This is a genomic window from Thermoactinomyces sp. CICC 10522 (assembly GCF_016055075.1).
Lineage (GTDB): Bacteria > Bacillota > Bacilli > Thermoactinomycetales > Thermoactinomycetaceae > Thermoactinomyces_A > Thermoactinomyces_A daqus.
Map to the genome: position 1 here is coordinate 40,237 of NZ_JAECVY010000014.1, position 18,682 is coordinate 58,918.

General features: G+C 49.3%; 17 protein-coding genes, 1 tRNA gene and 1 riboswitch. Of the genes, 16 read left to right on the forward strand and 2 right to left on the reverse strand.

What is annotated here, in order from left to right; translation table 11 throughout:
* Nucleotides 1–11: 11 nt before the first annotated feature.
* The 5 genes from I8U18_RS14775 to tsaD all read left to right on the forward strand — a co-directional run bounded on the left by I8U18_RS14775 (nt 12) and on the right by tsaD (nt 2,878).
* A tRNA-Gly gene (locus tag I8U18_RS14775) sits at nt 12–85 on the forward strand.
* A 137-nt stretch (nt 86–222) separates the two neighbouring features.
* Complete coding sequence (gene tsaE / locus I8U18_RS14780) at nt 223–681, forward strand: tRNA (adenosine(37)-N6)-threonylcarbamoyltransferase complex ATPase subunit type 1 TsaE (protein ID WP_033102170.1); 459 nt, start codon at nt 223–225, stop codon at nt 679–681.
* The gene (gene tsaB / locus I8U18_RS14785) at nt 678–1,406 is read left to right on the forward strand and encodes a tRNA (adenosine(37)-N6)-threonylcarbamoyltransferase complex dimerization subunit type 1 TsaB (protein WP_198056453.1); all 729 of its coding nucleotides are present in this window, start codon (nt 678–680) and stop codon (nt 1,404–1,406) included. Before tsaE ends, tsaB begins: the two co-directional genes overlap by 4 nt.
* Nucleotides 1,399–1,896, forward strand: a complete 498-nt coding sequence (rimI, locus tag I8U18_RS14790; RefSeq protein ID WP_033102168.1) for a ribosomal protein S18-alanine N-acetyltransferase — start codon at nt 1,399–1,401, stop codon at nt 1,894–1,896. Before tsaB ends, rimI begins: the two co-directional genes overlap by 8 nt.
* Nucleotides 1,865–2,878, forward strand: a complete 1,014-nt coding sequence (gene tsaD / locus I8U18_RS14795; protein WP_033102177.1) for a tRNA (adenosine(37)-N6)-threonylcarbamoyltransferase complex transferase subunit TsaD — start codon at nt 1,865–1,867, stop codon at nt 2,876–2,878. Before rimI ends, tsaD begins: the two co-directional genes overlap by 32 nt.
* Before the next feature lie 84 nt (nt 2,879–2,962).
* On the opposite strand, the gene I8U18_RS14800 is transcribed toward tsaD, so the two are convergent.
* Nucleotides 2,963–4,876, reverse strand: coding sequence for an ABC-F family ATP-binding cassette domain-containing protein (locus tag I8U18_RS14800; protein WP_198064907.1), 1,914 nt, complete (start codon nt 4,874–4,876; stop codon nt 2,963–2,965).
* A 386-nt stretch (nt 4,877–5,262) separates the two neighbouring features.
* On the opposite strand from I8U18_RS14800, the gene I8U18_RS14805 reads away from it, so the two are divergent.
* The 8 genes from I8U18_RS14805 to I8U18_RS14840 all read left to right on the forward strand — a co-directional run bounded on the left by I8U18_RS14805 (nt 5,263) and on the right by I8U18_RS14840 (nt 12,662).
* Nucleotides 5,263–5,829, forward strand: a complete 567-nt coding sequence (locus I8U18_RS14805) for a 5-formyltetrahydrofolate cyclo-ligase (protein WP_033102166.1) — start codon at nt 5,263–5,265, stop codon at nt 5,827–5,829.
* A gap of 229 nt (nt 5,830–6,058) precedes the next feature.
* Entirely contained in the window at nt 6,059–6,757 is a 699-nt protein-coding gene (locus I8U18_RS14810) for a redox-sensing transcriptional repressor Rex (protein WP_052154411.1), read from the forward strand.
* A gap of 4 nt (nt 6,758–6,761) precedes the next feature.
* Nucleotides 6,762–7,517 carry a twin-arginine translocase subunit TatC gene (gene tatC / locus I8U18_RS14815; protein ID WP_033102165.1) on the forward strand — a complete coding sequence of 252 codons (756 nt, stop codon included), beginning with the start codon at nt 6,762–6,764 and terminating at the stop codon, nt 7,515–7,517.
* Between the two features lie 107 nt (nt 7,518–7,624).
* Nucleotides 7,625–8,035, forward strand: coding sequence for a hypothetical protein (locus I8U18_RS14820; protein ID WP_198056455.1), 411 nt, complete (start codon nt 7,625–7,627; stop codon nt 8,033–8,035).
* Nucleotides 8,036–8,209: 174 nt separating this feature from the next.
* Nucleotides 8,210–8,494 carry a co-chaperone GroES gene (gene groES, locus I8U18_RS14825; RefSeq protein ID WP_198056456.1) on the forward strand — a complete coding sequence of 95 codons (285 nt, stop codon included), beginning with the start codon at nt 8,210–8,212 and terminating at the stop codon, nt 8,492–8,494.
* A gap of 136 nt (nt 8,495–8,630) precedes the next feature.
* On the forward strand, nt 8,631–10,271 hold the full coding sequence (gene groL, locus I8U18_RS14830) for a chaperonin GroEL (protein ID WP_033102162.1): 1,641 nt from the start codon (nt 8,631–8,633) through the stop codon (nt 10,269–10,271).
* Between the two features lie 243 nt (nt 10,272–10,514).
* Entirely contained in the window at nt 10,515–11,576 is a 1,062-nt protein-coding gene (locus I8U18_RS14835; protein WP_033102161.1) for a murein hydrolase activator EnvC family protein, read from the forward strand.
* Between the two features lie 135 nt (nt 11,577–11,711).
* A complete protein-coding gene (locus tag I8U18_RS14840; protein ID WP_033102160.1) occupies nt 11,712–12,662 on the forward strand; it encodes a phosphotransferase enzyme family protein in 951 nt (316 codons plus the stop codon).
* Nucleotides 12,663–12,776: 114 nt separating this feature from the next.
* Here I8U18_RS14840 and namA read toward each other — a convergent pair whose 3' ends face one another.
* Nucleotides 12,777–13,796 (reverse strand): NADPH dehydrogenase NamA, encoded by a 1,020-nt coding sequence (gene namA, locus I8U18_RS14845; RefSeq protein ID WP_033102159.1) that lies wholly within the window; start codon nt 13,794–13,796, stop codon nt 12,777–12,779.
* A 284-nt stretch (nt 13,797–14,080) separates the two neighbouring features.
* Nucleotides 14,081–14,182: riboswitch (purine riboswitch) on the forward strand.
* Nucleotides 14,183–14,301: 119 nt separating this feature from the next.
* Here namA and guaA point away from each other — a divergent pair.
* The 3 genes from guaA to I8U18_RS14860 all read left to right on the forward strand — a co-directional run bounded on the left by guaA (nt 14,302) and on the right by I8U18_RS14860 (nt 18,427).
* The gene (gene guaA / locus I8U18_RS14850) at nt 14,302–15,840 is read left to right on the forward strand and encodes a glutamine-hydrolyzing GMP synthase (RefSeq protein ID WP_198056457.1); all 1,539 of its coding nucleotides are present in this window, start codon (nt 14,302–14,304) and stop codon (nt 15,838–15,840) included.
* A gap of 27 nt (nt 15,841–15,867) precedes the next feature.
* Nucleotides 15,868–17,172, forward strand: coding sequence for an NCS2 family permease (locus tag I8U18_RS14855; protein WP_198056459.1), 1,305 nt, complete (start codon nt 15,868–15,870; stop codon nt 17,170–17,172).
* Nucleotides 17,173–17,311: 139 nt separating this feature from the next.
* Nucleotides 17,312–18,427 (forward strand): peptidase MA family metallohydrolase, encoded by a 1,116-nt coding sequence (locus I8U18_RS14860; protein WP_198064908.1) that lies wholly within the window; start codon nt 17,312–17,314, stop codon nt 18,425–18,427.
* Nucleotides 18,428–18,682: the final 255 nt, after the last annotated feature.

The window sequence follows — 18,682 nt, forward strand, 5'->3', positions numbered from 1 at the left end:
TCCCCATATTTGCGGGTGTAGTTCAGTGGTAGAACATCGGCCTTCCAAGCCGAATGCGAGGGTTCGATTCCCTTCACCCGCTCCAAATAAAACGGATGGACTGTGGCGGTAGCTGCGGTCCTTTATTTTTTTGTGCACGCATGAAATCGGTTAGCCAAAGTCAATGATGGTAGTAAGTTTGGAAGAATTCGCTTTGATTATCAAGAAAGAACGGGTGATCACATGGAGCGCTGTATCATCGTGACCCGCGGAGAGAAGGAGACAAAAGAGCTTGCGGCCAAGCTCGCTTCCTTCTTGAAGCCGGGGGATGTGTTGGCCTTGGAAGGAGACCTGGGTGCCGGCAAAACGACCTTTGCCAAAGGGCTGGCCGGAGGGCTTGGGATTCAAGAACCGGTTGACAGCCCTACCTTTACCATTATCAAGGAATATGAAGGCAAGCTTCCATTTTATCACATGGATGTATATCGAATTGAAGAGCCGGAAGAAGAATTGGGGTTGGAGGAATATTTTTATGGAGATGGAATTTGCTTAGTGGAGTGGGCTTCGCAGGTGAAGCCGCTTCTTCCCGAGGAAACGCTGTGGCTGTCGATCACGGTTCAGGCCGACGGTGATCGCCGGATTGAAATGGCCTCCGGTCATCCTCGTTGGAACTCATTATGTAAGGAGTTGTGTCAGGCATGAAACTGCTTGCGATGGATACCTCTACTCTCGTGATGGGGGTGGCCGTCTTTGATTTGGAAACGAAGCGGGTATTGGGGGAAGTTATTACCAACCTGCATAAAAACCATTCGGTGCGATTGATGCCCACCATTGAGCAGCTCTTGACTGAATTGGATCTGAGCCTTGACGATCTCCATGCGTTGGCGGTTACTTCCGGTCCCGGTTCTTATACGGGCATCCGCATCGGCGTGACAACGGCCAAAACAATGGCTTGGGCGCGCGAACTGCCTTTGTACAGCGAATCCAGCCTGACGGTTCTTGCCATGAACGGCATTCGCTTCGACGGATTGGTTGTTCCGCTGTTTGATGCCCGGCGGCGTCGCGTCTATTCCGGTGTGTTTGCCGCGAAGGACGGGGAAATGACTGAAGTGCTTCCTCAGCAAGTCGTACCGGTCGAAAGTTGGCTGGAGCAAATAAAGGCGCTGGAAAAGCCGGTTTTGTTTTTGGGTGATGATGTGGAGCGTTTTCGCCAGACGATTGAGGAATACTTGGGGGAACGGGCCAGCTTCGGGATCGGGCCGGAAAACCTCCCGCGACCAAGTCATTTGGCATGGGCGGCCTATCAGAAATGGAGCAATCATGAGCCTCCGGAACATGCCGACTTCGCTCCCAACTATTTGCAGCTGACTGAAGCCGAAGCCAACTGGCTCAAAAAGCACGGGAAGGAAGAGGGGGAGAATGGTTAAAAGCGCACCTGGTGAAGTCGGTTTTCGCCCGATGGAGTTAAGCGATCTTTCGCGTATCGAGGTTATTGAGAATCATTCCTTTTCCGCTCCCTGGCCGCGGCAGGCTTTTTACAATGAATTGGTTTTTAACCAGTTTGCCCATTACACGGTGGTTACCGTTGACGGAATTGTCGCGGGGTACTGCGGGTTTTGGCTTATTTTGGATGAAGCGCACATCACGAATATCGCCATCCATCCTGACTATCGGGGAACGGGTTTGGGGGAAGCGACGCTTTTGTATGTGATGGATCTCGCCCGGAAGTTGGGGGCCGATAAAATGACGTTGGAGGTACGCGTTTCCAACACGGTCGCACAATCGCTTTACGACAAATTGGGGTTTACCCGGGCGGGATTGAGAAAAGAATACTATACGGATAATAAAGAAGACGCCATTATTATGTGGGTGACATTAAATGAACATGCAGAGAGAAACGCTCATACTGGGAATTGAAACAAGCTGTGATGAAACCTCGGCCGCGGTCGTGCGCGGGGGGACGGAACTCCTGTCCAATGTGATTTCTTCGCAGATGGACGTGCACCGCAAATTTGGCGGCGTGGTTCCTGAAGTGGCTTCGCGGCGCCATGTGGAGCGCATTACGATTATCGTGCAAAAGGCGCTGGAAGAAGCGGGAGTGGGGAGAAATGAGCTGGATGCCGTTGCCGTCACACAAGGACCGGGTTTGGTCGGGGCCTTGCTGATCGGTGTTTCTGCCGCCAAAGCGCTCGCTTTTTCCCTCGGCAAACCGCTGGTTCCGGTGCACCATATCGCCGGGCACATTTACGCGAATCATCTGATCAAGCCCCTTTCCTTTCCGCTCGTTGCCCTTGTCGTATCCGGAGGGCATACGGAATTGATCTACATGAAAGGGCATAACCAATTTGAGCGTCTGGGGAAAACCAGGGATGATGCCGCCGGGGAAGCATTTGACAAAGTGGCGCGACTGATGAAACTCCCTTATCCCGGAGGGCCGCAGATTGACCGGCTGGCCCTGGAGGGAAAACCCAGTTATCCGCTGCCGCGCGCCTGGCTGGAATCGGATTCGCTCGATTTCAGTTTTAGCGGGTTAAAATCGGCGGTGCTGAATCTCGTCCATAATGCGAATCAGCGCAAAGAAGAGATTCATTACGCAGACCTGGCGGCCAGTTTTCAGGATGCGGTGCTGGATGTGCTGGTGGAGAAAGCGATGCTCGCCGTCAAAAAAACGGGGGTGAACCAGTTGTTGCTGGCCGGGGGTGTGTCAGCCAACAGCGGGTTGAGAGTGCGGCTTTCCAAGCGGTGCAAAGAGGAAAAGATTGATTTGCGCATTCCGCCGCTGGAGCTGTGTACCGATAACGCAGCGATGATTGCCGCCGCGGGCACGTATCAGTTTCTCGACGGCCATTATGCGGATTTGACCTTGAATGCCGATGCGAATCTTCCGCTCATCGGCTAGGCACAAATAAAGCCGATGTTCCAATTCGGGGCATCGGCTTTATTTGTGCATAAATGGCGGGCCAACCTGTGGATAAGCCGGTGTTCATTCCGCCAGCTCAAGCCATTCTTCTGTTTTTTGCGTTAACCGCTCTTCTTTTGCCGCCAGTTCTTTTTGCAGTGAAGCGCTTTTGAACGGGTCATTGAAAAGTTCGGGATGACACAGCTGTTCGTGAATATGGGCGATTTCCGCTTCGATCTGCGCAATCTCTTCTTCCAGATCCTTCACTTTCAGTTCCCGTTTTTTGCGCTCGCGTTGTTCCTCTTTTTCCTTGCGGCGATAGGCTTCGGCCTGTTTGTGCGGGGAGGTCTCATCTTTTTTCTCTTCCTGTTCTTTTTCCAGCTTCTCCATTGCTTTTTTCTCCAGATACCATTCGTAATCGCCATGGTAATCTTTGATCCCTTCCGGGGTGATTTCCCAGATCCTCGTAGCCAGCCGCTTGATAAAATAGCGGTCGTGCGAGACGAACAACAGTGTGCCCAAATAGCCTTCAAGTGCTTGTTCCAGGCGTTCTTTGCTCACCAGATCCAGATGGTTGGTCGGCTCATCCATCAATAGGAAATTGGCTTGGTTCAGCATGCGCTTGCACAGGGAGAGCCGGGCCTTTTCTCCGCCGCTTAAATCCTGAACCTGTTTAAACACATCTTCGCCGCTGAACAAAAACTGACCGAGATAAGAGCGGATGCTCGTCTGATCCAGATGCGGATGTTCATCCCATATTTCATCGATCACTTGTTTCTGCGGATCAAGGTCTTTTTGCTCCTGATCGTAATAGTCGATCTCCACCTGAACGCCCCATTTTAGCTCGCCGGACAGGGCGGGAAGCTTGTTGGCAATCGTTTTGAGGAGAGTCGATTTTCCCACTCCGTTGGGGCCGAGCAAGGCGATGTGCTCGCCGCGTTCAATGGTAAACTGTAAGCCGGTGAGAAGCGGTTCTTGGTAACCGATTGAGAGGTTTGTGGCCTTCAGTACCTCACGTCCGCTGGTGACCGCTGCTTCAAAGCGGATGGCCGCCTCCCGTTTTCCGGTATGGGGCTTGTCGATCCGTTCGACTTTTTCCAGTTGCCTGCGCCGGCTTTGCGCTCTTTTCGTCGTTGATTTACGGGCGATATTGCGCTGGATGAATTCCTCCATTCGTTTGATCTCTGCCTGCTGTTTCTCATACATTTTCAATTCTCGTGCGAGATTTTCTTCTTTTTGTTTGACATACGCGGTGTAATTGCCGGGATAGCGCGTCACCCGCGCATGATCCAGTTCATAGATGACCGTGACCAAGCGATCGAGAAAATAACGGTCGTGGGAGACGACCAAAACGGAGCCGCTGTAATTAAGGAGTGTTTGCTCCAGCCAGGCGACGGCGTTCATGTCGAGATAGTTGGTCGGTTCGTCCAGGATCAGCAGATCAGGCTCTGTCAGGAGAATTTTGGCCAAGGCCACTCGCGTTTTCTGCCCGCCGCTCAGAGAGGAGACAAGCGTATTTTTCCAGTCTAACTCTCCGAGTCCCAATCCGTGCAAAGTGCCGCGGATGCGCGCTTCAAATGCATAACCGCCGCTTTCTTCAAATTTCTCCTGCAGGGAAGCATATTTTTCAAGTATTTTTTGGTATTGCTTTTCATTTGTATAAACTTCTTCTTTGCCCATTTCCCGTTCCAGTTGGCGCAATTGGTTTTCCAGTTCGCGCAGACCGGAAAAAACAGCGAGAAGCTCTTCCCAGATGGTCAAAGAGGAATCCAACCCGCTGTCCTGAGCCAAAAAACCGATTTGCGCTTTTCTGGCAATCTGGATTTCCCCTTGGTCCGCAGGGATTTCTCCGATGATGATTTTTAGCAGCGTCGATTTGCCCGCGCCGTTGGGGCCGATTAACCCGACCCGTTCCTGATTGTTCACCTGTATATCAACACCATCCAGGATGACCGTTCCCCCATAGGTTTTATGAATATTCGTTGCTTGCAATATCATGGTTCCACCTCGTTTTTGAAGAAAAATATGTGTATCCGTGAAAATTTGATTGCATTCAGGGTCGTTTGGGGACTCTTGCACTCCGGGTGATCTAAATGGTCAGTCAGGAGGATGCCGTTCCACTCATGGTTTTGCTAAAATTTTATTACTGGTTGTGTTTGACAAGATATGAATGTTTTCTGCAAAAAACGGCAAGATCCGGGGAACTCCGGACCTGCCTCCAGGGATCCTGTACCGGCAGCCTGTTCTCTACCGTAAGTTTAAATGAGTTTTCATGCCAAGGGCAAATGTGGAGGGAGAGCAATTTCGCGTGATCTTCTACTGCACCATGTTTTTTTGGTAAAATGATAAATAATCACTCTGCTCGATCTAAAAGGATGAAACACATGCAGAATAAAGAAGAGTTGCGGCGTCATTTGCTGAAGGTCCGTCAAGAGTTATCCGATGAGAGGCGGCGGAGCGGTTCGGCTTCCATCTGTCGGAAAATAGTGGAATGGGATACTTTTCTAACATCGGATACTGTTTTATTCTATATGCCGATTCGCCGGGAAGTGGATGTGCGTCCCGCCATTGAGAAGGCTTGGTCTTTCGGAAAAACGGTCGTCTTACCCCGGGCGCTTCCCGAAACGAGGGAGATGAAACTGTTCCGCGTCGACAGCTTTGAGGAATTGCAACCAGGAGCGTACGGCATTTTGGAACCGCTTGAAGATGAAGCGAAGGCGGTTGAGCCTGAACGCATCCGGTTGGCGGTGGTGCCCGGTGTCGGATTCGATCGCAGGGGTTACCGGTTGGGGTACGGCGGGGGATATTATGACCGCTTTTTTGCCCGGGCCGGCCATGCGGTTCGCCTGGGAGTTGCTTATTCGGAACAGGTGGTTGCAACCGTTTACCCGCTGCCGCACGACCAGCCTGTCCATTATTTGTTTACTCCGGGGGAAACGTTGGCTTTTTGAGAGAAAGCCGCTTCAATTGATTATCGAAAGTGTATCAAATTGTGGTATATTGATTTTGATCTTCACCTTTGCAACAGGGGATTTGATTTGGCAATCACGTTTCAGCCGGCGCGAAAGCAATGGGCTTTTATACTCAGATAATTGTCGACTTGCGAGCGGGTGGCAAAGCCCGACTGAATGATAAATTTTATGTGCGCAAATTCACGAAAATGGAGGTGCAAGCGCGCAGATGCCTGAAAATAAAATACCACAAGTGACAGCCAAGCGTTTGCCCCTTTATTACCGCTACCTGGAAAAATTGCATGCCATCGGGAAGCAACGCGTTTCATCGGCAGATTTAAGCGATGCGTTGCAGATCGATCCGGCCACCATTCGCCGTGATTTTTCCTATTTGGGTGAGCTGGGAAAGAAGGGTTATGGTTACAACGTGACCTACTTGTTACAGTTCTTGCGTGATTTTTTGAAGCAAGACGAAGTGACCAACGTGGTTCTCGTCGGCGTTGGCAACCTGGGAACCGCTTTGCTCCGGTACAATTTTTATCGCAGCCACAATACAAAGATCGTGGCCGGATTTGACCAGGATTTGTCCAAAATCGGCAGCGATGTGGACGGAATTCCCGTTTATTCGATGGACCGCCTCCAAGAGGTGATCGAACTGCACCATGTGGAAGTTGCGATCTTAACCGTGCCCGTCAATGTGGCACAAGCGACAACGGACTTCCTGGTGCAGGCGGGCATTCGCGGTATCCTGAACTTTACTCCGGCCCGTCTGATCGCACCGCCCCATATTCGCATTCACAATATTGATCTGACGATTGAGTTGCAAACACTCATCTATTTTCTGAAGCATTTTCCCGGAGAGCAGACACAGAATCAGGTGGAAATGGCGAAAGTAAAACAAATCGAGCCGGGAGAATTAGGGGAGTAAGCACATGAATGAGGAACAAGTGCAGCCGTTGACGGAACATCTGGAGGAACTGAGGCGGAGGATTATCTGGATATTGCTGTTCTTCCTGGTGATGTTGGTCATCAGTTTTTATTATTCCATCGATATTTTCCGCTATATCAAGGATCACGCTTTTCATGGATATCATTTGACCGTTTTTAAACCGGCCGATCCGATTCTGATTTATATGGAGATCTCGATGATCCTGGCGTTGGTCTTCACTTCACCGGTGATCATGTACCATCTGTGGCAGTTTGTTCGCCCCGGATTGAAGAAAGAGGAGCAGCGGGCGGCGTTGCTTTACATTCCCGTCGTCGTCGGCTTGTTTGTTGCCGGCGCGTTATTCGGTTATTTTGTTGTTTTTCCAAATGTGATGGATTTTTTATTTTCCTTGAGTGAAAAAATGGGGGTTCCCATGCTGTATGGGGTGGACGATGCGTTTAACTTTTTGTTCAGCATCGTTTTGCCCTTGGCCCTCTTTTTTGAGTTGCCCGTGATTGTCCTGTTCTTGACGCGCATCCGCCTGATCACTCCGGCGTTTCTGAACAAGATGAGACGAGTGGCTTACTTTATCCTGGTCGTGTTTTCCGCGTTGATTGCTCCGCCCAATCTGGTGTCGAACATTCTCATCTTCATCCCGCTCATCCTGTTGTACGAGATCAGCGTCGGCCTGTCCGCCTGGCTGTACCGCAGGATGGAGAAGGAAGAGGAAGAAGAGGTGGAGATGGACGGAGTCTATTAACATTAAGGCAGCCATCATTCCCGGTCGATGGCTGCTGTTTTTCTACATAATTAGATCCGGATGGGGCACACTTTTCTTGACTACACCCATTTGGAGGAGATTATATGATGTGGAGGAATTCGCATTCCAATCGTTCATCGTACGGCTGGTTGCTGCTTGTCGGCTTTGCCGCCCTATTGCTGTCTCCGTCTGTCCGTTCCGCTGTTTGCAAGGTATTGGTGAATGGAGCCGTCGGTCTCTTGAAATGGACGGAAGGTGTAAGGCAAAACATGTCCACCGGCAAAGGGATATTCCATACCGGTTGGTCGATTGAACTCGGCGGGTCCGGCCCTGTTGACCGAGGACAGCACGGGGAGCAGGAATCAGTGGATCTTGGCGGGATCTCTGCTGAAAAAGTGATTCAGTTTTTGCGGAAGAAATCGGAGAACCATTCATTTTCCATGGACGGGACGAATGAAAGAGATGAGAAAAGGACAGCCCGAACCGGAAATGAAGGTGATTTTGACCGGACCAGGTGAACAGTGAGTTTGGCACTTTCCTCGATTCATCTCCTTTCTTTTTTTGATTAATTTTTTTCCGCATACTTGAAAAATGCCGGATAGATGAATATCATAATAATTGTGTTAGCACTCATCCGTCGCGAGTGCTAACAATCGACAAAATTATCCACCTCATGAAGGAGGGTTATTACCATGATCAAACCATTAGGTGACCGTGTTGTATTGGAGCCCGTTGAGAAAGAGGAAAAAACGGCCAGCGGTATCGTCCTTCCGGAAACCGCAAAAGAAAAACCGCAAGAAGGACGGATCGTGGCTGTCGGCACCGGACGTATTGACGAAAAAGGCAGCCGCATTCCTCTTGAAGTAAAAGAAGGAGATCTGGTGATCTTCTCCAAGTATGCCGGTACCGAAGTGAAGTACGGCGAAAAAGAATATCTCATCCTTCGTGAAAGCGATATCCTCGCGATCGTGGAGTAAACAATCCCATCCCGCCTGAGATGATTTCATAGAAAGGCCTTCGTTGGGCCAAGAATGCGGCGGATTGAGCAATACGCCTGCATTAAAACACGAGAGTGTAAATTATTACCCTACATAAGAAAGGGGACGGAAGAAAATGGCTAAAGATATCAAATTCAGCGAAGATGCACGCCGTGCGATGCTGCGTGGGGTTGACGCGCTTGCAAATGCTGTGAAAGTAACCCTTGGTCCGAAAGGACGCAACGTCGTTTTAGAAAGAAAGTTCGGTTCTCCGCTCATCACCAATGACGGTGTAACCATTGCAAAAGAAATTGAATTGGAAGATGCTTTTGAAAACATGGGTGCACAACTCGTAAAAGAAGTTGCCACCAAAACCAACGATGTAGCCGGGGATGGTACCACCACCGCTACGGTTCTCGCTCAAGCGATTATCCGTGAAGGTCTCAAAAACGTGGCTGCCGGCGCTAATCCCATGGTATTGCGCAAAGGGATCGAAAAAGCAGTAAATGCTGCGGTAAATGAGATCAAGGAAATTGCAAAACCGATCGAAGGCAAAGATTCGATCGCCCAAGTAGCCGCTATTTCCGCCAACGACGAAGAAACCGGCCAATTGATTGCCGAAGCAATGGAAAAAGTGGGTAAAGACGGGGTTATCACCGTTGAAGAATCCAAAGGCTTCAACACTGAACTCGAAGTGGTTGAAGGGATGCAATTCGACCGCGGTTACATCTCCCCGTACATGATTACCGATACGGACAAAATGGAAGCTGTTCTCGATGAACCGTACATCTTGATCACCGACAAAAAAATCAGCAACATCCAAGAAATCCTCCCGATCCTTGAAAAAGTGGTGCAACAAGGCAAACAGCTCTTGATCATCGCTGAAGACGTGGAAGGGGAAGCGCTTGCCACCCTGGTTGTGAACAAATTGCGCGGTACCTTCACCGCTGTTGCCGTAAAAGCTCCTGGATTCGGTGATCGCCGCAAAGCGATGCTCGATGATATCGCCATTCTTACCGGTGGTCAAAGAATCACCGAAGAATTGGGTCTCGACCTCAAAACGACCGGACTTGAACAGCTCGGCCGTGCCCGTCAAGTGCGCGTGAACAAAGAAGATACGATCATCGTCGACGGTTATGGTGACCAAAGCGAAATCAAAGCGCGCGTGGCTCAAATCCGTCAACAATTGGAAGAAACCACTTCCGAATTCGACAAAGAAAAATTGCAAGAGCGCTTGGCTAAGTTGGCTGGCGGCGTAGCTGTGATCAAAGTGGGCGCTGCTACCGAAACCGAGCTGAAAGAGAAAAAATTGCGGATCGAGGACGCACTCAACGCAACCCGTGCTGCAGTTGAAGAAGGAATTGTAGCCGGAGGCGGTACCGCGCTTGTGAACGTGATCCGCTCTGTAGCTGAACTCGAGGCTTCCTTGCCTGTGGGTGATGAAAAAACCGGCGTAAGCATTATCAAACGTGCACTTGAAGAACCGGTACGTCAAATTGCCCACAACGCAGGTCTCGAAGGTTCGATCATCGTTGAACGCTTGAAAAAAGAAGACGTAGGCATCGGATTCAACGCCCTCACTGGCGAATGGGTAAACATGATCCAAGCTGGTGTTGTGGATCCGGCAAAAGTAACCCGTTCCGCTTTGCAAAACGCTGCTTCTGTTGCCGCTATGTTCCTGACCACGGAAGCGGTTGTTGCCGACAAACCGGAAGAAAACAAAAACGCATCCGGTGCTCCGGACATGGGTATGGGCGGCATGGGCGGCATGATGTAATCGCCCGATCTGTTCAACTCCTGCGGGAATTTTCCTGCGGGAGTTTTTATTTTTACGCAGAGGTTGATTTTCGCTTTTATCTTCCGATATGGTGATGGATGGGGTTTTTGGAAATATAAAATGTAGACAAAAAGGTAATTTTTCGGGCAAAAACTGAGACAATTCTTCTATTGTTGATAAAATGATGAGGGAATAAAGAGATCAGGGTTACCGTTACATACAATGGGAAAGAGGAGAAGGCTGATGAAGAGCAAACTGGTCATGTCCGTTCTCGCTGTTTGTTTGGCGTTTGGGCTGTCTTTCGGGCCTGTGGACAAGACGATTCCGACTGCAAACGCGTCCTCCAACGCTGACGAGGGCAAACAAAAGTTGAAAGATATCAAATCAAAACAAACTGCGTCTAAAGCGGAAATTGACAAAGTCGAAAAGATGATCGAAGGCAAGAAGAAGGCCATTAATGAGATTGAGGCCAAAGCAGGCGCTTTGAACGATCAGATTGCCAAGTTGAACAAAAGCATCGAATCCAACAAGAAAGTGTTGGAGCAATCGAGGCAGGCTTTGGGAGACAAATTGAATCGGATTTATCTGCAAGGGGACAATGGATACATGGCCCAGTTGCTCGCTGCCGGTTCTTTCAGTGATTTTCTCAAACGATACGAAGTGCTGCGCCTGATCGTGGAGAGCGATTATCAGGTATTTAATGAATATCTGACCGCACAGCAAAATTTGCAAAAGCAACAGGCGGAGCTGCAAGAGAAGCAAAAGAGCCTGAATGCGGAAATGAAGAAGGCAAATGAAGCGGTTAAGCAATATGAAGCTGAACTGGATAAGCATAAAGCCGAATTGCAGCAATATGAACAGCAAGAAAATGAGGTACTGAAAAAATATGCCGGTTACTCTGATTCCGGTAACGGAGTGTTGGGCTGGCCGACTACCCGCGGTTTTGTTTATTGGAATTATATGCAGAATCGCGGAAATCACTTCCACAAGGGAGACGATTTCCCGCGTCCGGCGGGAACCCCGATTTATGCCGCCGATGATGGCGTGGTATTGCGGGTGAGCACCTCTGACCCTGAAGGTTACGGAGTGTTTATCGATATTCAACATCCAAACGGGCTGATGACCCGATACGCTCACATGTTCTTGAGCACGGTTACCGTTCATGCCGGTGAACATGTAACCCGCGGGGAACGGATTGCCGCTGTGGGCAACAACGGGGACTCTGTCGGCGCGACCGGTAACCATCTGCATTTTGAGGTTTGGAAAAACGGACATACGGTAAACCCAAAATCTTATTTGGAATGATGCTGCTGATGAATTCAGCAGCTTTTTGTTAGAAAGCAAAGGCTGCTAATGTTATGATGGGGAAAAAGATCAAATTAAAAATCTTGAACATTCTTCATTTTGCAAGGAATGGAATCAGATAGGTGGGTTAATGTTATGTGGAAAAAAGAGATTGTGGAAGAAGCGTGCAGAAGGTTTAAAGGAACGGAAAGCACCTTGAAGTATGCCGGCGGCGACGATCAAGGCATCTATGAATATGAACGGGATGGCGAGTCCTGTTTTTTGCAGCTCGTTCCAATTGCTGCCAAGGATAAAGCCCAATTGCATTCTGAACTGCAATGGATTTCTTTCTTGCGCAGGGGAGGGGTTCCCGTTCCCAAACAAATATTATCCGCTCGTGGGCAGACGGTGGAGACAATTGTACGCCTTCCTTTTCCCTGTTGCATCTATTCCTTTGAAAAACCTGCGGGCAGAAAGGTGAGTCCGGCTGATTCGGCAGAATGGAATCCGGCTTTGTTTCGGAGATGGGGAGAAACGATGGGAAAGATTCATTCTCTCTCCAGGCGTTTTTTGGAACGGTTTGAAGTTCCTTCATTTGATGATTGGAATGAAGGGGAAATTTACCATCGTGATTTTTCCTTTATCGAAGGTCGGCTGGTCGACCGCTTTATTTCCTCAATGCAAAGAATCGCTTCCTTTTCCAGAACGAATCGTTCCTATGGAATCATTCACAATGATTTTCACCATGGAAATTTTTTGATCGGTTCGGCTAAAGAGATTATTCCCGTTCATTTCCATCGGATGAAATTCCACTTTTATACATACGATATTGCCATTGCCGTATACCATGTTTTATCCGCAGTTCCGGAAAGCTGGCAGGATGAATGGAAAGCCCGGTTCCTCGGCCCGTTTATGGAAGGTTACTTTTTGGAAAACGAACTGGATGAGGGATGGGAGGAGCAAGTCGAATTTTTTGTTGGGTACAGGAGGCTGTTTTATTATTTGTATTTGATGACCACCCTGAACGGCGATCCGCTGGATGAACGGGTGAAGAAAAAATTCGCCTATCTCGAAGAACAACTTTCCAGGCAAAAGGTTCGCTTTTAAACAGACTCTCATGCGCCAATCCGTTGGCGGCAAATGGCTTGATGGATGATCGGTCGGTCAATAATGAAACGCCCCCGTGGGAATGTTGCTCCATGGGGGCGTGTTTATTATAGATTAAAAGGCTCTGCTGTATTGGTTCGGTGCGAGATCATTAATTCCGAGTTTCTGTGCGGCATGGAGAACCCAGTAAGGATCGCGCAGGAGCTCTCTGGCCAGGAAAACGAGGTCGGCCCGCTCGTTGCCGAGGATTTCTTCCGCCTGTTCCGTCGTCGTAATCAGACCAACGGCACCAGTGGCAATGCCAACCTGTTTTTTGATCGCTTCAGCAAAGGCAACCTGATAACCCGGGAAAATGCGGGAAGGCGGGTTGGGAATAAGGCCTCCGGATGAAACGTCAATCAGGTCGACTCCCCATTCCTTGAGCAAACGGGCCAAAGCGATGCTGTCCTCAATTTGCAATCCGTCGGGATGATAATCGACGGCAGAGATGCGAACGTAAAGCGGACGTTCCTGTCCCCATTCAGCCTGAACGGCTTTGATCACTTCTTTCAACAGGCGGGAGCGCCCTTCCAAATCGCCGCCGTATTCATCCGTCCGCTTGTTGCTGAGGGGAGAGAGGAATTCATGAAGCAAGTATCCGTGTGCAGCGTGGATCTCGACGACATCGAAGCCGATTTCTTTTGCCCGTCTGGCGCTGTCGGCAAAAGCCTGAATCACTTCGGAGATCTCTTTGGGTCCCATTTCCGCAGGTACGGGACCTCCTTCGCTGAACGGAATGGCACTCGGAGCGATAATTCTTTCGTCCACTTCCGCTTTTCGCCCGGCGTGAGCCAATTGGATTCCTGCTTTTACTCCTTGCGAATGGGCGAAGGAAACGATCTGCTTTAACCCTGCCATTTGCTCATCATTCCACAAGCCCAGGTCTTTGGCGCTGATTCGTCCCCGGCTTTCCACTGCGGTGGCTTCCAGTATGAGCAGCCCGACTTTTCCCGCGGCTCTCGTACCGTAATGGACAATATGCCAATCAGTTACTTTGCCATCGTCATCGGCTGAATACATGCACATTGGAGAAAGAACGATCCGGTTATTCAACGTAACATTTTTTTGCGTAAACGGGTTAAAAATTAACGACATCTGTTGCTCCTCCATTTCTTTGGATTAATAAAATTAGAGTGTGCGATGAGCCTGTAAATTATTTTATAACTAATTTTAAGTAAGTGGCTAAGGATAATTATAACATAGCAGAAAAAAATGTCATCCCCGGGCGGGAAAGGCAATCAATCACGTATGAACTCGCTGCTTCGGGAGAATCGTATAGACAGAACCGTTGTCAAAGGCAAATCTCGAAAAAATGGAAATAGTTGATTGGCGCTATCCTTTGCTTGACCGCGTTTATGACGGCTTGTTATCATAAGGTTGATTTTTTTCTGCCTGAAAACCGTATATGTTTGGGGATACGGCCTGAACGTTTCTACCCGGCTGCCGTAAATAGCCGGACTACGGGTGATAAGTCTTCGGAACTCATGCTTCTTCATCTCGTTTGCAAATGAAGAATCGTTTTTTATGGCCGGAGTCTTGTATCGCCGTTTTGCGGTATGGGACCCCGGTTTTTTAGTATTGGTGAAAAGAGGGATGGTTGATGGAAAAAACATTGGAACGCGTTGTCGTTTTGGATTTCGGCGGCCAGTATAACCAGTTGATCGCGCGCCGAATCCGTGATCTCGGCGTTTTCAGCGAACTGCTCCCCTATACGGTTTCAGCGGCAAAACTGAAAGAAATGAATCTGAAAGGGATTGTTTTTTCAGGTGGTCCCAACAGCGTATACGCTGAAAATGCGCCAAAGTGCGATCCGGAAATCTTTGAACTCGGCGTCCCGATTTTGGGGATTTGTTACGGAATGCAGATGATCGCTTACCACTTTGGAGCAAAGGTAGAGCGCGCGCACAGGCGGGAGTACGGAAAAGCGGAAATCGAAGTGGTGTCCGACAGCCCGCTTTTCAAAGGCCTTGACAAAAAGGAAACGGTTTGGATGAGCCATAGCGACGTGGTTACTGCGCCGCCGGAAGGATTCCGGGTGGATGCCAAAACCGACTCTGCCTCCGTTGCCTCAATGAGCAACCCGGAAGCAAACATCTATGCCGTGCAATTTCATCCCGAAGTGAGCCATTCTTTGCACGGATTGGACATGATTCGCCATTTTCTTTATGACGTTTGCCACTGTTCCGGTGATTGGAGCATGAAAACGTTTATTGAAGACAAAGTGCGCGAAATCCGCGAACAGGTGGGTGACCAAAAAGTATTGTGCGCTTTGAGCGGCGGTGTCGATTCTTCCGTGGTGGCCGCATTAATTCATAAGGCGATCGGGGATCAGCTCACCTGCATGTTCGTCGATCACGGCTTGCTCCGCAAAGGAGAAGCAGAAAGCGTCGTTGAGACATTCGGGAAAAATTTCAAGATGAATCTGGTGAAAGTGGATGCAAAAGACCGCTTCTTGAGCAAGCTCAAAGGCGTTACCGATCCTGAACAGAAACGGAAAATCATCGGGAATGAGTTTATCCGGGTCTTTGAGGAAGAGTCGGCCAAATTCGGAGACCACCGCTTCCTGGGGCAAGGAACATTATATACGGATATTATCGAATCGGGCACAGAGACGGCCCATACGATCAAATCGCACCATAACGTGGGCGGATTGCCGGAAGATATGAAAATGGAATTGATCGAGCCGCTCAATACGCTGTTTAAGGACGAAGTGCGCCAAGTGGGGCTTGATCTTGGCCTGCCGGAAGAAATTGTCTGGCGCCAGCCTTTCCCGGGACCGGGGCTCGGCATTCGCGTGATTGGTGAAGTGACAGAAGAAAAATTGCGTATCGTTCGCGATTCGGATGCGATTCTGCGCGAAGAGATTAAAAAAGCGGGATTGGATCGGGAGATTTGGCAGTATTTCACCGCACTTCCCGATTTTCGCAGCGTGGGTGTGATGGGAGATGTACGGACCTATGCCTATACGGTGGGGATTCGCGCGGTAACTTCCATTGACGGGATGACAGCGGATTGGGCCCGGCTTCCCTTTGACCTGTTGGAGCGGATTTCCAACCGCATCATTAACGAGGTGGATGATGTGAACCGCGTGGTTTACGATATCACTTCCAAACCGCCATCAACCATCGAATGGGAATGATCGAAAAGGGGAGACAATATGACAACCATTGCCAAATACTTCCGTTTTGACGAGCACAAAACCAACTTGAAAACGGAGATTTTAGCGGGCGTCACCACATTTTTCACGATGGCGTACATCTTGTTGCTGGCTCCGTCACTTTTGGGCAAAGCGGGCATGAACCTGGGAGCGGTCTTTATGGGGACTGCTCTCTCGGCCATCGTCGGCACGTTTTTGATGGGGGTTGTCGCCAACTATCCAATTGCGTTGGCACCGGGGGTCGGGTTATTATCTTACTTTGCGTTTACGGTTGTTCTGGGAATGAAGATTCCGTGGCAACAGGCTCTCGGTGCAGTTTTTATTTCCGGGGTCGTTTTCTTTTTGCTGACCGTTACCAAGATTCGCGAAATGATTATCAATTCGATGCCGGTAACATTGAAATATGCCGTTTCGTCAGGAATCGGGCTTTTTATCGCCTTTATCGGGTTTAAAAATGCTGCCATCATTATTCCTTCTTCGGCTACTTTTGTTTCCCTGAATCCGGCGATTCAAAAACCGGAAATTTTGCTGACACTGTTCGGGCTGCTGATTACGGTCATCCTGATGGTTCGCCGGGTGAAAGGGGCGATTTTTATCGGCATGATCGTGACGGCGGTCGTTGGCATGTTCACCGGGCAAGTGAAGATCCCGTCCCATGTTTTCTCCATGCCGCCGAGCGTGGCACCGACCTTTATGCATCTGGATTTAAAAGGTGCCTTCGATCTGGGAATTTTTACGATCGTCTTCTCATTTCTGTTTGTGGATTTGTTTGATAATGCCGGAACATTGGTCGGTGTGGCTAGTCAGGCCGGTCTGCTGAAAGAGAATAAACTTCCGCGGGCGGGGCGTGCTTTGCTGACCGATTCGATTGCCACGATGGTGGGAGCCGTCTTTGGCACCTCCACAGTCACTTCGTATATCGAATCGACCGCCGGAGTCGCTTCTGGAGGACGAACCGGCATGACATCGGTTACGACAGCGCTGTGCTTTGCAGTCTCCATTTTTTTCTTTCCGATCGTGGAGACACTTGCTTCCGTGCCGGCGATCACCTCTCCGGCTTTGATCATCGTCGGGGTGCTGATGGCGGGGAATTTGCGAAAAATTGAATGGGATTCCTTCTCTGATGCAGTCCCCGCTTTTATCACCATGATTCTGATGCCTCTGTCCTTCAGCATTGCCACCGGAATTGCCGCCGGGTTCATCATTTATCCGCTTCTGAAATTGGCTGCGGGGGAAGGCAAACGGGTTCATCCTTTGGTGTATATACTCGGGGTGATTTTTGTGTTCCGTTTTATCTATCTGGGCGCGATATGAAATCGGATGATTTGGGGTTTGTTCGGAATATGCCGGACAGCCCCATTTTTTGTTTATCACCGACGGCGCCGAATTGGTGTATAACCTTTGGCAATCGATTCAAACTAAGGGAGTATTCCGGTGTAAAGGAGGAAATTCAATGCCTGTGCCGGTCATCCGGGTTCTTCTATCATGCCTGATCTCCTGTCTGTTGTTGCTTGTCCCGAACAGCGGCAGGGCGGAGCAGAGTGCCGGTTGCCATCTGGCCGATCAGAATAAGGAGAAGGAAATCCTTCGTTTGCTTAAGCAGAAGGAAAAAGCGGTTAACGAGCATAAATGGAAATTGTATGTTCCCCTGCTGAACAGCGGAAAGCCGATGTACATCCAGGAGCAGAAACGTTGGTTTCAGGATGCGGTAAAAGTGATGAAACCGGGTTCGTTCCATATTCATCCCGTCTGTTTTACCGAATTGAGTGAAAATCGGGTTAAAGTGCATTTGGAGCAAACTTACCGGTTAAGAGAAGAGTTTCACCGCGTCTCTTTTCCTGTTTTGTTCGAGCGGACGCGCAATGGATGGAAGGATTCCGACTTGGTTTTTGCCCGCTTGGGAAACGGGATGATTTCCGTTTATTATACGGATGCCTCCTTGCAAAAGCTCGCGCGATTGGCCTTTTCCTCATTGAGCAAGGGTGTGGCCGCTTTTAATCGTAAATACGGATGGACTCCGGGCCGGGTTGAGGTAAAGCTGTACCAGGATCCCGAGCTATTCCGCGAATCAGTGAAACCCTCATTGCCCGGGTGGGCGGCGGGATGGCATGAAGCGAATCAGTCAATTAAGTTTATCGCCGAAAATGTGGACCCGGCATGGTTTGCTTCCGGCATGATCCATGAACTGACGCACCAGTTGATCAGCGAATTGACCAATGATAATGCTGCGTATTGGCTTCAGGAAGGGGCGGCGATGTTTTATGAGGCGCATCTGTTGCCGGACTTCCATTGGATTCATTCGGTACCACGGCAGTTTCAGCCATTGTCCATCGCCGAATTGGAGCAGAAAAGGCTGGAGCGTTTGCCGTCGGATGAGGCGGGACGCTATTATTTGAGCGCATATCTTCAATTTAAAAATCTGGTGGAGACGTATGGTGAGGAGAAGTTGAAAAAAGTGTTTGAGATTTTGAAAGCATCTCCTTATCTTGATGTCGACAGTGATCAAAAAGTAGAGAGATTAAACCGGTTGACCCATGATGCACTCAATCAAGTTCTGGGGCATAGGTGAAAAAAAACAGTTGACATAACCGTATAGTGCTTGTTATATTATTTTCTGTCGCTTTTGCGATATCGATGTTCTCGAAAAAAAGTTCTTGACACTTGCTTTTCGGTTTGATAATATATAAATTGTCGCCGCGAAACGCGGTTGAGAAAAAGAATTTCGATGTGTTCCTTGAAAACTAAAGAGTGAAGCATGACCTGTTGATTCTTTTTGAGCTAGATCTTTATCGGAGAGTTTGATCCTGGCTCAGGATGAACGCTG

Bases quoted from the DNA above. Each gene is read 5' to 3' on its own strand.
- tsaE (WP_033102170.1), top strand. From the start codon at position 223: ATGGAGCGCTGTATCATCGTGACCCGCGGAGAGAAGGAGACAAAAGAG.
- tsaB (WP_198056453.1), top strand. From the start codon at position 678: ATGAAACTGCTTGCGATGGATACCTCTACTCTCGTGATGGGGGTGGCC.
- rimI (WP_033102168.1), top strand. From the start codon at position 1,399: ATGGTTAAAAGCGCACCTGGTGAAGTCGGTTTTCGCCCGATGGAGTTA.
- tsaD (WP_033102177.1), top strand. From the start codon at position 1,865: ATGCAGAGAGAAACGCTCATACTGGGAATTGAAACAAGCTGTGATGAA.
- I8U18_RS14800 (WP_198064907.1), bottom strand. From the start codon at position 4,876: ATGATATTGCAAGCAACGAATATTCATAAAACCTATGGGGGAACGGTC.
- I8U18_RS14805 (WP_033102166.1), top strand. From the start codon at position 5,263: ATGCAGAATAAAGAAGAGTTGCGGCGTCATTTGCTGAAGGTCCGTCAA.
- I8U18_RS14810 (WP_052154411.1), top strand. From the start codon at position 6,059: ATGCCTGAAAATAAAATACCACAAGTGACAGCCAAGCGTTTGCCCCTT.
- tatC (WP_033102165.1), top strand. From the start codon at position 6,762: ATGAATGAGGAACAAGTGCAGCCGTTGACGGAACATCTGGAGGAACTG.
- I8U18_RS14820 (WP_198056455.1), top strand. From the start codon at position 7,625: ATGTGGAGGAATTCGCATTCCAATCGTTCATCGTACGGCTGGTTGCTG.
- groES (WP_198056456.1), top strand. From the start codon at position 8,210: ATGATCAAACCATTAGGTGACCGTGTTGTATTGGAGCCCGTTGAGAAA.
- groL (WP_033102162.1), top strand. From the start codon at position 8,631: ATGGCTAAAGATATCAAATTCAGCGAAGATGCACGCCGTGCGATGCTG.
- I8U18_RS14835 (WP_033102161.1), top strand. From the start codon at position 10,515: ATGAAGAGCAAACTGGTCATGTCCGTTCTCGCTGTTTGTTTGGCGTTT.
- I8U18_RS14840 (WP_033102160.1), top strand. From the start codon at position 11,712: ATGTGGAAAAAAGAGATTGTGGAAGAAGCGTGCAGAAGGTTTAAAGGA.
- namA (WP_033102159.1), bottom strand. From the start codon at position 13,796: ATGTCGTTAATTTTTAACCCGTTTACGCAAAAAAATGTTACGTTGAAT.
- guaA (WP_198056457.1), top strand. From the start codon at position 14,302: ATGGAAAAAACATTGGAACGCGTTGTCGTTTTGGATTTCGGCGGCCAG.
- I8U18_RS14860 (WP_198064908.1), top strand. From the start codon at position 17,312: ATGCCTGTGCCGGTCATCCGGGTTCTTCTATCATGCCTGATCTCCTGT.